The following is a 14,260-nucleotide window of genomic DNA, read 5'->3' as shown; positions in this document are numbered from 1 at the left end:
GCGGCTTCCATGCCCGGGGCATCCCCCGGTGCCATCGACTTTCATCGGCCCGCTGACCACCTGACGCGAGCCAGCCCCTCGCGCCTTCAGCACGGATGTTCACCCACCCCGCAGGAGCGACCCCACATGACGTCGAGCACCGACGCCGGTTCGACCGAACAGTCGACAGCGCAGGCCCGTCCCGAGCGCCCGGCCACCGAACGCCGAGTTCGGCCCGACCGCCCGCGCAGCGAAGGCGCGGTCGCCCCGCGCGAACGCACCGGCAAGCCCGTCCGCCGCCGGTCCGAAGGCCAATGGGCCCTCGGCTACCGCGAGCCCCTCAACGCGAACGAACAGTCCAAGAAGGACGACAACCCGCTCAATGTGCGGGCCAGGATCGAGAACATCTACGCCAAGGGCGGCTTCGACTCGATCGACAAGGCCGATTTACGCGGTCGCTTCCGCTGGTGGGGTCTCTACACCCAGCGCGAAGAGGGCTACGACGGCACCTGGACCGATGACGACAACGTCGATCTCCTCGAAGCCAAGTACTTCATGATGCGCGTGCGCTGCGACGCCGGCGCGCTCAACGCCGCCCAGCTGCGCACCATCGGCCAGCTCTCCACCGAGTTCGGACGCGACACCGCCGACCTGTCCGACCGCGAGAACGTGCAGTACCACTGGATCGAGGTCGAGAACGTCCCCGAGATCTGGCGCCGGCTCGAAGCGGTGGGCCTGCACACCACCGAGGCCTGCGGCGACTGCCCGCGCGTGATCCTCGGTTCGCCGCTGGCCGGTGAGTCGCTCGACGAGATCCTCGACCCCACGCCGGCGATCGACGAGATCGTCAAGCGCTACATCGGGAAGAAGGAGTACTCCAACCTTCCCCGCAAGTTCAAGACCGCGATCTCGGGCCAGCAGGATGTGGTGCACGAGATCAACGACGTCGCCTTCGTCGGCGTGAACCACCCCGAGCACGGCCCCGGCCTGGATCTGTGGGTCGGTGGCGGGTTGTCGACCAACCCGATGCTGGCCAAGCGGGTCGGCGCCTGGATACCGCTCGACGAGGTGCCTGATGTCTGGGAAGCCGTGGTGTCGCTGTTCCGCGACTACGGTTACCGCCGCCTGCGTGCCAAGGCCCGGCTGAAGTTCCTGATCAAGGACTGGGGCATCGAGAAGTTCCGTCAGGTGCTCGAAGACGAGTACCTGAAGCGCAAACTGATCGACGGTCCCGCGCCGGAGCTGCCGGAAAAGCCCATCGACCACATCGGTGTGCAGAAGCTGCGCAACGGTCTCAACGCCGTCGGCTTCTCCCCCATCGCCGGTCGCGTGTCGGGCACCATCTTGAGCCAGGTCGCCGACGCCGCCGAGAAGTACGGTTCGGACCGGATCCGGTTCACCCCGTACCAGAAGCTGATCGTGCTCGACGTCGCCGACGATCAGGTCGACGCGCTGATCGACGAGCTCGAACCGCTCGGCCTGCAGGCCCGTCCGTCGATCTGGCGACGAAACCTGCTCGCCTGCAGTGGGATCGAGTTCTGCAAGCTGTCGTTCGTCGAGACCCGCAAGCGCTCCCAGGCGCTGGCGCCCGAACTCGAGCAGCGCCTGGCCGACATCAATGCCGAACTCGATGTGCCGATCACCATCAACATCAACGGCTGCCCGAACTCGTGCGGCCGGTCCCAGATCGCCGACATCGGCTTCAAGGGCCAGCTCGTCGACGACGGCACCGGGAATCAGGTGGAGGGCTTCCAGGTTCACCTGGGTGGCAGCCTCGGCCTGGACAGCGGGTTCGGCCGAAAGCTGCGCCAGCACAAGGTGACCAGCGTCGAGCTCGGCGATTACATCGACCGTGTCGTCCGCAATTTCGTCAAGAACCGTGAAGCCGGTGAGCGTTTCGCGGTCTGGGCGGTTCGTGCCGACGAAGCCGACCTGCGTTAGTCGATGAGGAGACCCCCACTGTGACAACGAATCTCGCGGCCAAACTGTCCGAAGACGAACTGCGCGCCCTCGCCGAGCAGGGCGCGGCCGAACTCGGTCCCGACGCCTCGGCCGCCGACCTGATCGCCTGGACCGACCGCAATTTCGGCAACGGCTACATCGTCGCGTCCAACATGCAGGACGGCGTGCTGGTGCACCTGGCCGCCCAGACCCGCCCGGGTGTGGACGTGCTGTTCCTCGACACCGGCTACCACTTCGCCGAAACCATGGGCACCAGGGACGCGGTCGAGGCCGTGTACGGCGTGAACGTGGTGAACGTGCGCCCCGAGCACAGCGTCGCCGAGCAGGACGAACTGCTGGGCAAGGACCTGTTCACCCGCGATGCCGCCGAATGCTGCCGGCTGCGCAAGGTGGTCCCGCTGAAGAAGTCGCTGAGCGGCTACAACGCCTGGATCACCGGCATTCGCCGGGTGGAGGCGCCCACCCGCGCCAACGCACCGCTGATCTCGTTCGACGAAGCTTTCGGCCTGGTGAAGATCAACCCGATCGCACCGTGGTCCGACGACGAGATGCAGGCCTACATCGAAGCCAACGGCATCCTCGTCAATCCCCTGGTGGAGGAGGGTTACCCGTCCATCGGCTGCGCACCGTGCACGCGCAAGCCCGAGCCGGGGTCCGATCCGCGCAGCGGCCGCTGGGCCGGCCTCGCCAAGACCGAATGCGGATTGCACACCGCCTGACCGAGTCAGGGCCCGGAGGCGGCAGCTTGCGTCACCACGCAGGGCCCCTCGGGCAGGCAGATAGGACACAGCATGACCATCACCACCACCGGGAGTGAGCCTGTGAGTACCGACACCACCGAACGCGACCTCGGCCTGACCGAGTTCGACACCCTCGCGGCGCTGGAGTCCGAGGCCATCCACATCTTCCGTGAGGTCGCGGGCGAGTTCGAACGTCCGGTGATCCTGTTCTCCGGCGGCAAGGACTCCACGGTGCTGCTGCACCTGGCGCTCAAGGCGTTCTGGCCCGCGCCGCTGCCGTTCACGCTGCTGCACGTCGACACCGGGCACAATCTCGACGAGGTACTCGCCTTCCGCGACAAGGTGGTCGAGAAGTACGGTCTGCGCCTGCATGTCGCCTCGGTGGAGGAGTACCTGGCCGACGGCCGCCTCACCGAGCGTCCCGACGGTATCCGCAACCCGTTGCAGACCGTGCCGCTGCTCGACGCCATCACCGAGCACCGCTTCGACGCGGTCTTCGGCGGCGGTCGCCGCGACGAGGAGCGGTCGCGCGCCAAGGAGCGGATCTTCTCCCTGCGCAACGCCTTCGGCCAGTGGGATCCCAAGCGTCAGCGTCCCGAGCTGTGGAACCTCTACAACGGCAAGCACGCACCGGGTGAGCACGTGCGTGTGTTCCCGCTGAGCAACTGGACCGAACTCGACATCTGGCGCTACATCGCCCGCGAGGACATCGACCTGGCGTCGATCTACTACGCCCACGAGCGCCCGGTCTACCAGCGCGACGGCATGTGGATGACGCCCGGGGTGTGGGGTGGCCCGAACGAGAACGAAGTGCTCGAGACCCGGTCGGTGCGCTACCGCACCGTCGGCGACGGTTCCACCACCGGCGCCATCATCTCCGACGCCGCCGACAACCAGGCCATCCTGGCCGAGGTCGCCGCGTCCCGGCTCACCGAACGTGGCGCCACCCGTGGCGACGACCGCGTTTCCGAAGCCGCCATGGAAGACCGCAAGCGAGAGGGTTATTTCTGATATGTCCGACCTATTGAGGCTGGCCACCGCCGGTTCTGTCGACGACGGTAAGTCCACCCTGGTCGGACGGCTGCTCTACGACACCAAGTCCGTGCTGGCCGATCAGATCGACGCCGTCACCCGCGCCTCGGTCGACCGGGGTCTGTCGACTCCCGACCTGTCGCTGCTCGTCGACGGCCTGCGTGCCGAACGTGAGCAGGGCATCACCATCGACGTGGCCTACCGCTACTTCGCCACACCGAAGCGGTCGTTCGTGCTCGCCGACACCCCGGGGCACGTGCAGTACACGCGCAACACCGTGTCGGGCGCGTCCACCGCGCAGCTGGTGATCCTGCTGGTCGACGCGCGCAAGGGCGTCATCGAGCAGACCCGGCGGCACGCCGCCGTGCTGGCGCTGCTCGGGGTGCCCAAGCTGGTGCTGGCCGTGAACAAGATCGATCTGGTCGACGACCCGGCGACGGTGTTCGACACGATCTCGGCCGAGTTCAATCTGCTCACGGCCAAGCTCGGCTGGGCCGACGAGGACGTGCTGGAGATTCCGGTCTCGGCACTGCACGGTGACAACATCGCCAGCCGCTCGGACAACACCCCGTACTACAACGGGCCCTCGCTGATCGAGCACCTGGAGTCGGTGCCGGTCGACGCGGATTCGACCGGCACGCACGCGCTCGGGCTGCGTTTTCCCGTGCAGTACGTGATCCGTCCGCGCACCGCCGAGTACCCGGATTACCGTGGTTACGCGGGGCAGATCGCGGCCGGTTCGGTGTCGCCCGGTGACGAGATCGTGGTGCTGCCCTCGGGCATCCGCACCACCGTCGAACGCATCGACACCCCCGACGGTGAACTGGCGGTTGCCCAGGTGGGACGCAGTGTGACGCTGGTCCTGGCCGACGAGGTCGACATCTCGCGCGGCGACATCATCGCCTCCCCCGCCGACGCGCCGGAGCCGGTCGACACCTTCGAGGCGACCGTCTGCTGGCTCGGCGACAAGGCGCTGCGTCCCGGCGCGCGGCTGCTGCTCAAGCACGGCGCCAAGACCACGCAGGCCATCGTCGGCTCACTGGTGGAGCGGCTCGACGAGCAGACGCTCACCGCGCAGCCGAGCCCGGAGGCGTTGGAGCTCAACGACATCGGCCGGGTGTCGCTGCGGTTGGCCGAGCCGATTCCGGCCGACGATTACCGCACCAACCGCTACACCGGCTCGTTCCTGCTGATCGATCCCGCTGGTGGCAACACCCTCGCGGCCGGCCTGGTCGGCGACGTGCTGACCTCGGTCGAGGTCGGTACCGCGGTCTGATGTATCGCACGCTCGCCCCGCTGCGCGGCGCCCCTGTGGTGCCGCGCGGCGGTGGTGGGCCCGCGTTGATCGCGGTGGCACACGGCAGCCGCGACCCACGCTCGGCGGCGACGATGACGGCGGTGGTCGCCGATGTCGCTGCCGCTCGGCCCGATCGCACGGTGCGGTTGGCCTTTCTCGATCTCAGCGCGCCCTCGGTCGACCAGGTGGTCGACGAGCTGGCCGCGCAGGGACATACCGACGTGATCGTGGTTCCACTGTTGCTGGGCAACGCTTTTCACGCGCGGGTCGATCTGCCCGCGCTACTGGCCGAAGCGGGTCGCCGGCATCCGCGGATGCGGCTCGAGCAGACCGACGTGCTCGGTCGTGATGCCTTACTGATCGAAGCGCTGTGGGACCGGGTGGTCGCAGCTGTCGCCATCGGTGGGCACGGTGCCGCCACTGCCGGTCCCCTGGCCGGCTTGCCCAATGCGCACCCGAGTAGAGCTGCTGGGCAAGGCAATCCGATGGCAGACCACACTCGAGCGACCAGGCTCGCCGAAAACGTCGAGGCGGATGGGCTCGTCGGAGCCACCGTGGAATCGCTGGGCATTGTGGTGGCAGCCGTGGGCTCACGCCAGGCGGCAGCGAACGTGCGCACCGCCGCGGTAGCTCGCCGGCTCTCGGCAGCGACCGGCATTCGCACCGAATTGTGCTTCGCGACAGTCGAACCCGGAATCACCACGGCGATGGAAAGATTGCGTGCGCGTGGCGCCGCACATCTCGTGGTCGCGCCGTGGTTCCTCGCGCCCGGATTGCTCACCGACCGCCTCCTGGCCGCGGCACCCGAGGTCGTCCACGCCGACGTCATCGGTGCACATCCCGCACTCACCGAGGTGATCTGGGCGCGCTATGACAGCGCGACCGCGACGGAACTCGAACTCTCCGCCTGAGCGGACGGACACCGGGGTGTCGTGCGACCACACCCACCGCACGGGCGAGGCACACCGAGCAGCAGCGAACCACCAGAACCGACCGGAAGCAGAGGTCGACTTCGGTGAGGTGACCGTCGAGCCGGCCGGTGATTTGAAGGCCGCCGTGGTGAAGGCTCCCGGGACGAGCAGGGCCAGAATCGAATCCGAGCGGCGCGACCACTTCGTCCCCGTCCCGCGGGTCGAGTCCGTCGAGGGACTCGATGCGAAGGTCGAGCAATGGGACAGCGAGGATCTGGCCCGGCGGATCGGGGCGCGGGCGCGCACGATCGGCGCGCATTTCGCGTTGGAGGCGCCGACGCTGAAACGGCTGACCTGTGTGCTGGTCAGTGACCGATACTGTCCAGTTCGGCCACATCCTCGTCGGAGAGGAGGAGGCCGGCTCCGGCGATGTTCTCGTGCAGGTGAGCGGTGGACGAAGTGCCGGGGATGAGCAGGATGTTCGGCGAGCGCTGCATCAGCCAAGCCAGCGCGACCGACATGGGCGTCGCCGCCAGTCGGTTCGCGACCTGTGAGAGAGCCTCGGACTGCAGCGGCGTGAAGCCTCCCAGTGGGAAGAACGGCACGTAGGCGATGCCCTCGGCGGCGAGGTGGTCTACGAGGTCGTCGTCGTGGCGGTGGGCGAGGTTGTACATGTTCTGCACGCACACGATCGGGGCGATGCTGCGCGCCTGGGCGACCTGTGTGCCGGTGACGTTGCTGACACCGAGGTGGCGGATGAGGCCCTCTTGCTGAAGGCCGACAAGCGTCTCGAATGCTTCGGTGATCGAGCCAGGCTGGGGGCCTCGAGCGTCGCCCATGCGCATGTTGACCAGGTCGAGGGTCTCGACTCCGAGGGACTGGAGGTTCTCATGGACCTGCTTGCGCAGCTCTTCGGGGCGCCGGGCGGTGGGCCAGCCGCCCTGGGCGTCGCGAGTGGCACCCACCTTGGTGGCGATGAACAGCGGTTCCGGGTAGGGGTGCAGCGCTTCGCGGATCAGCTCGTTCGTGATGCGCGGTCCGTAGGCGTCGCTGGTGTCGATGTGGGTGATCCCGAGGCTCATCGCCTCGCGCAGCACAGCCAGGGCGCCGTCGTGATCGGCGGGCGGGCCCATGACCCACGGGCCGGCGAGTTGCATCGCGCCGTAGCCGAACCGGGTGACGGGCGAGTCACCCAGCGTCCAGGTTCCGCCGGGAAGAGGTGCGGAGGGCGTGTTCATCGTGGTGGCCTTTCCTTCATACCAGGGGTGGTGTCTCCAGCCCCCTGGCACCAGTATTGGAGAGGAACTTCCTGTCGGGAAGTAGGCACTTTGGAGTGCGTAACAACCCAGAAGGAGAGAGGCGAGATCAGTGGCAACGACGAAGGCCGACAAAACGGCGCAAGCCAAGGCGGAGTACAACGCGTTCCTGGCGGTGTGCCCCAGCCGACAGCTCCTCGACCGGATCTCGGACAAATGGGTCGTGCTGATCCTGTGTGCACTGGGTGGTGACACATCCGAACAGTCCGGTGCATCGCACACTCCGAAGGCGATGCGCTACTCCGAGCTGGCCCGGGTACTGGTCGGCGTCAGCCAGAAGATGCTGACCCAGACCCTGCGGGCGCTCGAACGCGACGGCTTGCTCATCCGCACCGTGACACCCACGGTCCCTGTCACCGTCACCTACGAGCTGACCGACCTCGGCCTCTCCCTCCACCACCTGACACGCGGGCTCAGGCAGTGGGCCCAGACCCATATGGAACAAGTCCTCGCCCATCGCGAGAGCCACGACGCACGAGCCTCCTAGCATGGCAGCGTTCCCCGTCTCCGCCACCGGCCCGGCGTGTGTGCAGCGGGTGTGGGTCGAGTCGAGCCCGCATTCGCCGATCGCGCGCCGCGACCGGGCCTATGACCGGAAGAACAAGCGCGCTCACCGCTCCAGTGGTGGTCGTCGAACCAGCCGAGGTGGCCGACACGGTCGAACAGCTCGCCATTCATCTCAGTGCGCCAGGAGGATAGATGACCACTCCGGAATCTTTGCCACCGCTGCCCGCTCACCCGCCGACCTGGAAATTCGACTACCCGGTCTTCCACGCCGAGACTCGGTCACAGTGGCGGAACTGGCTGCAGCACAACCACGCGTCGGTCCGCGGTGTGGGGCTGTGCTCCTGGCGCAACACCACCGGCCTGCCGCGCTGCCCGTATCCCGAAGCTGTCGAGGAGGCCATCTGCTTCGGCTGGATCGACTCCACCAGCACCATCCTCGACGAACAACGCGGCTTGCAACTGTTCACGCCGCGTCGGCCCAAAAGTCCTTGGACTCGACTCAACCGCGAACGCGCAGCCGATATGGAGAAGCGTGGCCACATGACCGACGCTGGTCGCCAGGCCATTGCTACCGCGAAATCCAGCGGCTGGTGGACACTTTCCGACCAAGTCGAAGACCTCGAGGAACCAGGTGACTTGAAGGCCGCGCTGGACCGGGACCCGCGGGCTCGAAGCAACTGGGACGGCTTCCCGCCCAGCGCCCGCAAACAGATGCTGTGGTGGATCGTCAGTGCTGCTCGGGACGCAACGCGAGCAGGTCGGATCGCCCATATCGTCACCGACGCCCGCAACGGCGTACGTACGCGCGGTTGACGATCGTCCCGGTTGCCGGGCAACTGGAAGTCGATGAACGGACGCTGAGCACACAGTGCGCCGTTGAGCGATTCAGATCACACTAACGGCCCTTTCCTAGATACCCCAGGGGGGTATATATTCGGGACAACGCACTGGAACTCGGAGAGGCGAAACCATGACCACCAACGCCAACCACGTCGACCACCAGGAAATCCACACAAACCACGGCGAGCTCGCCCCCGCCGGTGAACATCACGGCCGGCACCCTGCCCACGCCGTGAACCCGGACCACGCTGCGCACCGCGACCACACCGGCCACGGCAACCATGGCGAAGCAGTGCCCCACGACCACGTCCTGCACATCGACCACACCGGCCGAGCTGGAAACCAAAGCGACGGCGCTCAGGCCGGGCATGCACACGGGGCGCACAGTGAGCACGGCGCCGGGCTACCAGGTGGGCTGCAGATCACCCAGGACGGGTACACGCTCGATCTCGATACCGCGATCGCCGAGCCGGGTGGAATCGACTTCCGCTTCCGGATTCTCGGGCCCGACGGGGTGGCGGTGACCGAGTTCGATCCGATTCATGATCGCGAGTTGCATCTGATCGTGGCGCGCCGGGAATTGACCGGGTTCTGGCATGTGCACCCGCGCCGGGAGGACGACGGGACCTGGGCGATCCGGCTGGAGCTGCCCGAGGCAGGCATCTACCGGGTGTTCACCGATATCGCACCACGCGCGCTCGGTCGCACGATCACGCTCGGCGCGGATCTGGCTGTCGCCGGGCACTACGCACCCGAGCGGGTGCCGCCGGTGAACCGGCTCGCTGAAGTCGACGGCTACACCATCACCGTCGACGGTGATCTGCGCGCCGACGGTGACCTGCTCACCCTCACCGTGCACAAGGACGGCGTTGCGGTCACCGACCTGCAGCCCTACCTCGCGGCCTTCGGTCACCTGGTGGTCCTGCGGGCGGGCGACCTCGCCTATGTCCATGTGCACCCCAACGGTGAGCCCGGTGACGGCGTCACCCCGGCCGGCCCCGAAATCTCTTTCCACACGGCCGTTCCCGGGCCGGGTACTTACCGATTGTTCCTCGATTTCCGGCACAACGACGTGGTCCGCACCGCGGCATTCACCCTCACCGCCGCACCACGCACCTCAGGACACACATCGCAGCACTGAACGACTCCGGGGACACGCTGGAGTCCGTGTGCGCCCCTGTGGCGAACATCTTGATATCTACCGCACTCCAGGTTTCGAGGTTCGGGGCCCGCCTGAGCGGCGACCGCAGGGCCGCTGCGCACCGGTTCCACCGAGTTCTGATCCGGGCAGCCGGGCCTGTCAGCTGTTGTCGCGCACCAGTTCTCTGCCCAGCGCGACCAGTTCGGCTCTTACCTCGGCAGGACCGAGCACCTCGACATCGGCGCCCCAGCCCGCCAGCTGCCTGGCGACCATTTTGGCCGTGTCGGCGGTGATCTCGGCCAGCATCCGGCCGTCCTCGGCGGGCCCGAGCAACGTGCAGTTGCGGCCTTGTTGATCCGCCAGGATCGGCGCCAGCGACGGCGACACCGCGACGGTGGCCGCGACCGCCGATCTGCGTCGCTCCATCTCGGTGACGATGCGCGACCACTCTGCTTGCAGATCGAAGTCCGCTGGGCGCTCGGCGTTCTCGTCGAGGGCGGTGACCGCCGTGATCCGGTCCAGCCGGAAGGTGCGTTTGCCGCGTTCGGTACCGGCCAGCAGGTACCAGACTGTTTCCTTCTCCACCAGCCCCCATGGATCGAGGGTGCGGGTGGTGCGCTTGCCCCCGCGCAGGTAATCGATGCGGACACGGCGCCGGTCCACCACCGCACGCCGCAGGGTATCGAGCACCTCGGGTGGACGAGGGTCGGGCCGGCCCCAACGGGCCGGGTCGACTACCACCGCGTCGGCCGCCGCCGCGGCATCGGCGCGGAAAGTGTGCGGCAGCGCTCGAACCAGTTTGCGCAGTGCAGACTTCAGCTCCGGTGCGGCCGCGGCGGCCGGTCCGGCCAACAGGAACAGCGCCCTGGTCTCGCCCGCGGTGAGACCGGACAGGTCGGTGCGGGCACCGCCCACCAGCGACCAGCCACCGCCCCGGCCGGCCTGCGGGTACACCGGAATGCCCGCAGCCGACAACGCCTCCAGGTCACGGCGAGCCGTCGCCACCGACACCTCGAGTTCAGCGGCGACCTGCGCTGCCGTCACCCGGCCGCGCGCCTGCATCAACAACAAGGTGGCCACCAATCTGTCCGCTCGCATACCCGTCATTCTGCCCAACAAAGTGCTCATTCGGTGAGCACTTCAACTGGCATCGTTGCCCTCGACACCGATTCACGACGAAGGAGCAGACATGCTGCGCGGAATGGCCACCACCACCTACTACGCCGACGACCTGACCGCCGCCAAGGACTGGTACAGCGAATTCCTCGGCATCGCGCCGTACTACGAGGTACCGGGCGGCTACTACGAGTTCCGGTTCGGGCCGATGCAGGCCGAACTCGGCATCATCAACCGGGCTTTCGCACCGGCGGGTGCCCGCAACGCACCCGGCGGCGGTGGCCTCGTGTTCTGGCACGTCGATGATCTCGAAGCCGCCGTGGCCAGGTTGCTCGAGCTCGGCGCCACCGTATACGAACCGATCACCGAGCGCGGTGACGGAGAAGGATTCGTGACGGCGGCGGTGCTCGACCCGTTCGGCAACGTCCTCGGCATCATGTCGAATCCCCACTTCGTCGCCATGACCTCGGGCCGCGAGTCCGCGGCGAGCGCGTAGCCACTCAGCGAGCCGACCGGCATTTCGAGGCGATCGCGACGCCGTCCTCGCGGTCGCCGGTCACCTCGTGAACGGACGAGCGTCACGAGGTCCACGGCGACGGCCGAGGTTGCCGTGGACCGCCGGGTGCGCGGTGGGGCAAAGCGCTCGGGAGACGGCGCTGGTCCGCGCGGTTCTCGGGCCGCGGCCGTCAGCGCCGGGAGCCGCCACCACCGGCACCGCCACCGGATCCGCCGGACGAGGAACCGCCGGAAGAGGAACCGCCCGACGAGGAGTCGCTGCCACCGGATCTGCCGCCCCGGCTGGACGATGCTCCACCGGACGAATATCCGCCGGAGGATCTTCCGCTCGACGCCGAGTCGCTGCCGGAAGATGTCCCACCGGAGGTGCTGCCACCGGAGCGGCCTGCGCCACCGGCCCCACTCGAGGTGCCGCCACCCCAACCACCACCACCGGAAACACTGCCGCCGGACGTACCACCTGAGTTGCCGCCGCCGGATGCACCACCCCCGCCGGACGTACCACCCGACGCACCGCCCCCGCCGGACACACCGCCTGAATTACCACCGCCGGACGCACCACCACCCGACGCACCGCCGCCGCCGGACGCACCACCTGAAGCTGCTCCGCCGGACGCACCACCACCAGAAGCACCACCGCCGGACGCACCACCCGACGCACCGCCACCGGACGCACCGCCACCCGACGCACCACCACCCGACGCACCACCACCCGACGCACCACCACCCGACGCACCACCACCCGACGCACCACCACCCGACGCATCGCCACCGGACGCGGCGCCGTCGGAACCATCGCCCGAAGTCCCGCCGCCCACACCACTGTCCGGCGCACCACCGGCGCCCGACCCACCACCCGCCGAACCACCGTCGGTTCCACCACCGGTTGCCGGCGCGCCATCGGCAGGGGCTGAACCCGTGTCGTCTCCGGCGGGCGTGCCACCGGTGTCCGGCTCAGGGGAGCCGTCTGTCGACCCGGTACCGGCATCCGGAGCGGAAGTATCGGGAGCGCCCGGCACCGTCGGAACCTCGGGAACCGAGGGGTCGCCGGGAATCGACGGATCAGCAGGTACCGACGGATCGCCCGGAATCGATGGATCATCGGGGTTCGGACCGGGAGACGTGATCGGTCCACCGTCGGGGAGGTCCGGAGTGCCGGGGTCGGTGGGTGTGTCCTGTGGCGGGGACGCCGGGTACTCGAACGGGAGGGGGTTGATGAAGCGGGCCGGGTCGCCGTAGCTCGTGCGCGCGGGCACCAGGCAGTCGTTGCGTGTTTCCGGCTGAGCACTGCGCTCCCCGCCGTTGTACGTTTTGCCCGCCGTGTGCGCGGGCCCGGCGGCCGAAGCACCGACGATCCGCTCGTAAGCGGTGCGTGCAGCGGCGGCACCGGCGACGCGCACGACCGCACCGGTGCGGCGGTCGATGGTCTCGAGCAGCCCGCCCGCCTGTGCGGTGAGCAGATCAGCGCTCATGTCGTAGAGCAGTGCGTCGGCTGGGGCACCGAGCGCGGGGAAGCGTTTGTGCATCGGCGTCAGGTCGGGGTCGAAGGGGCTGCCGAAGACCGTCATGGCCGACATGGCGAGCGCCGAAACCACAGCCGCACTGGAGAACACCGCGACCTGCGGCACCGTGGCACCGCTGGGTTGGGTGGGCGCGAAGGTGCGGGCGGCCAGCCCGGCCGCGCCTGCGGCGACCACTTGTCCGGGGTCGGCGACGGTGACCAGCGGTACCCCGAGTTCGGCGAGGGTGCGGGCGACCTCGGGCGGGCGGGCGGCCCCACCGATGAGCACGATGCTCGACAGGTCGGCCAGGCGCAGGCCGGCCGCGGCCACGCTCTTGCTGACCAGGGGGAAGGTGTCGCGGATGTGTTCGGCGCGCAGGGCGTCGAGATCGACCATCGAGGTGAGGGTCTGGCCCGCGCGCCCGGAGCGCGGTTCACCCGCGTAGCGCGCGACCATCTCTCCCAGCGGCTTGCCACCGAAGTCGTTGGACCGCACCGGTGGTGCGACCATCGGGTGGTGCGGCCAGTCGGGGCCGACGCGTAAGACCGCGAGGTCGAGACTGTTGGCGCCGAGGTCGTAGACGAGTACGAAGCCGGGCGACAAGGGGCCCTGTTCGATCTCGAGCCATTCGGCCGCGGCCACCGGTTCGGGTACGAGCAGGACCTGACCGGCTCCGGCGAGGTGCAGTGCCTGACCGAGCAGGGCGACCTGCTTGTCGGAGTAGGTGGCCGGGTAGGTCAGCACGACACCCGCGGGTGGATCGGCCAGCTCGATCAGCCCGGTGACCACCGCGGCGATCAGGTTGGTGGCGGAGAACAGGCGTCCGCCGATCACCATCGGCTCCGGTTCGCGGCTCAGGTCCGCGAAATCGGTGATCGCCGAGGCGAAGTCGTTGATCGCGCCGATACGTGGCCGGCCCGCTTCGTCGAATGTGAGGGCGGTGCGCCGTGTGCGCACTTTCGGTTTGGCCGGATCATCGGCTACCACCGCCGAAATCGCATTGACCGTACCGATACTCAAGCCCAGACCTCTGGTCATGTTTTTGCTATCCCGTCAACGCACCGTGACCACGCCCAGCACGCAAGCGCACCATGTGGCCGCGGTCGTCTTCCAAACAGCTCGCCTAGATTAACTGGGCAATCCCCGAATTGCTGCATGATTGATACGAAACACGTGACCTCGAGGGCCAATTGGCCCATCACCGCAGGTCGGACCGCATACAGACGACCGTCCAGTCCCCTGAACGTTCCTTCCGTACATCACAGACTCCGAGAGCCAGCTACCCACGAGTAATCGTTACGGACGCCCGGCGAATCACATTCTTACGGTTTGTTTTAACGGCAATGGACACACTTACCGACCAGTAATCAATTCTTCAACCGACGACATGATTCCACTCAC

At 67.9% G+C, this 14,260-nt stretch carries 12 protein-coding genes; 9 read left to right on the top strand and 3 right to left on the bottom strand.

Annotation, left to right across the window (positions count from 1 at the left end; genetic code table 11):
• Nucleotides 1–126 precede the first annotated feature (126 nt).
• From ACFO5K_RS00240 to ACFO5K_RS00220, 5 genes are all read left to right on the top strand, one after another.
• Nucleotides 127–1,920, top strand: coding sequence for a nitrite/sulfite reductase (locus ACFO5K_RS00240; protein ID WP_378555039.1), 1,794 nt, complete (start codon nucleotides 127–129; stop codon nucleotides 1,918–1,920).
• A gap of 20 nt (nucleotides 1,921–1,940) precedes the next feature.
• Complete coding sequence (locus tag ACFO5K_RS00235) at nucleotides 1,941–2,660, top strand: phosphoadenylyl-sulfate reductase (protein ID WP_378555038.1); 720 nt, start codon at nucleotides 1,941–1,943, stop codon at nucleotides 2,658–2,660.
• A 72-nt stretch (nucleotides 2,661–2,732) separates the two neighbouring features.
• Nucleotides 2,733–3,692 (top strand): sulfate adenylyltransferase subunit CysD, encoded by a 960-nt coding sequence (gene cysD / locus ACFO5K_RS00230; RefSeq protein WP_378555037.1) that lies wholly within the window; start codon nucleotides 2,733–2,735, stop codon nucleotides 3,690–3,692.
• Nucleotide 3,693: 1 nt separating this feature from the next.
• Nucleotides 3,694–4,989 (top strand): sulfate adenylyltransferase subunit 1, encoded by a 1,296-nt coding sequence (locus ACFO5K_RS00225; protein WP_378555036.1) that lies wholly within the window; start codon nucleotides 3,694–3,696, stop codon nucleotides 4,987–4,989.
• 113 nt (nucleotides 4,990–5,102) lie between these two features.
• The gene (locus ACFO5K_RS00220; protein WP_449289674.1) at nucleotides 5,103–5,921 is read left to right on the top strand and encodes a sirohydrochlorin chelatase; all 819 of its coding nucleotides are present in this window, start codon (nucleotides 5,103–5,105) and stop codon (nucleotides 5,919–5,921) included.
• Nucleotides 5,922–6,286: 365 nt separating this feature from the next.
• Here the strand turns inward: ACFO5K_RS00220 and ACFO5K_RS00215 are convergent, their stop codons facing one another.
• Nucleotides 6,287–7,159: an aldo/keto reductase family oxidoreductase gene (locus tag ACFO5K_RS00215; RefSeq protein ID WP_378555034.1), complete on the bottom strand. Its 873-nt coding sequence runs from the start codon at nucleotides 7,157–7,159 to the stop codon at nucleotides 6,287–6,289.
• Nucleotides 7,160–7,289: 130 nt separating this feature from the next.
• On the opposite strand from ACFO5K_RS00215, the gene ACFO5K_RS00210 reads away from it, so the two are divergent.
• The 3 genes from ACFO5K_RS00210 (at nucleotide 7,290) to ACFO5K_RS00200 (ending at nucleotide 9,725) form a co-directional block, all read left to right on the top strand.
• Complete coding sequence (locus ACFO5K_RS00210; protein WP_378555033.1) at nucleotides 7,290–7,724, top strand: winged helix-turn-helix transcriptional regulator; 435 nt, start codon at nucleotides 7,290–7,292, stop codon at nucleotides 7,722–7,724.
• Between the two features lie 212 nt (nucleotides 7,725–7,936).
• On the top strand, nucleotides 7,937–8,557 hold the full coding sequence (locus ACFO5K_RS00205; RefSeq protein WP_378555032.1) for a YdeI/OmpD-associated family protein: 621 nt from the start codon (nucleotides 7,937–7,939) through the stop codon (nucleotides 8,555–8,557).
• Nucleotides 8,558–8,714: 157 nt separating this feature from the next.
• Nucleotides 8,715–9,725, top strand: coding sequence for a hypothetical protein (locus ACFO5K_RS00200; protein ID WP_378555031.1), 1,011 nt, complete (start codon nucleotides 8,715–8,717; stop codon nucleotides 9,723–9,725).
• A gap of 159 nt (nucleotides 9,726–9,884) precedes the next feature.
• On the opposite strand, the gene ACFO5K_RS00195 is transcribed toward ACFO5K_RS00200, so the two are convergent.
• A complete protein-coding gene (locus ACFO5K_RS00195; protein WP_378555030.1) occupies nucleotides 9,885–10,823 on the bottom strand; it encodes a helix-turn-helix transcriptional regulator in 939 nt (312 codons plus the stop codon).
• Nucleotides 10,824–10,914: 91 nt separating this feature from the next.
• Between ACFO5K_RS00195 and ACFO5K_RS00190 the strand changes: the two genes are divergently transcribed.
• Nucleotides 10,915–11,337, top strand: coding sequence for a VOC family protein (locus ACFO5K_RS00190; protein WP_378555029.1), 423 nt, complete (start codon nucleotides 10,915–10,917; stop codon nucleotides 11,335–11,337).
• A gap of 190 nt (nucleotides 11,338–11,527) precedes the next feature.
• Here the strand turns inward: ACFO5K_RS00190 and ACFO5K_RS00185 are convergent, their stop codons facing one another.
• Entirely contained in the window at nucleotides 11,528–13,897 is a 2,370-nt protein-coding gene (locus ACFO5K_RS00185) for an Hsp70 family protein (protein WP_378555028.1), read from the bottom strand.
• Nucleotides 13,898–14,260: the final 363 nt, after the last annotated feature.

Origin of the sequence: Nocardia halotolerans (assembly GCF_042650145.1) — a bacterium.
Classification (GTDB): domain Bacteria; phylum Actinomycetota; class Actinomycetes; order Mycobacteriales; family Mycobacteriaceae; genus Nocardia; species Nocardia halotolerans.
Note: the sequence above shows the minus strand (reverse complement) of the source record. Positions and strands in the feature narration are given on the sequence as shown.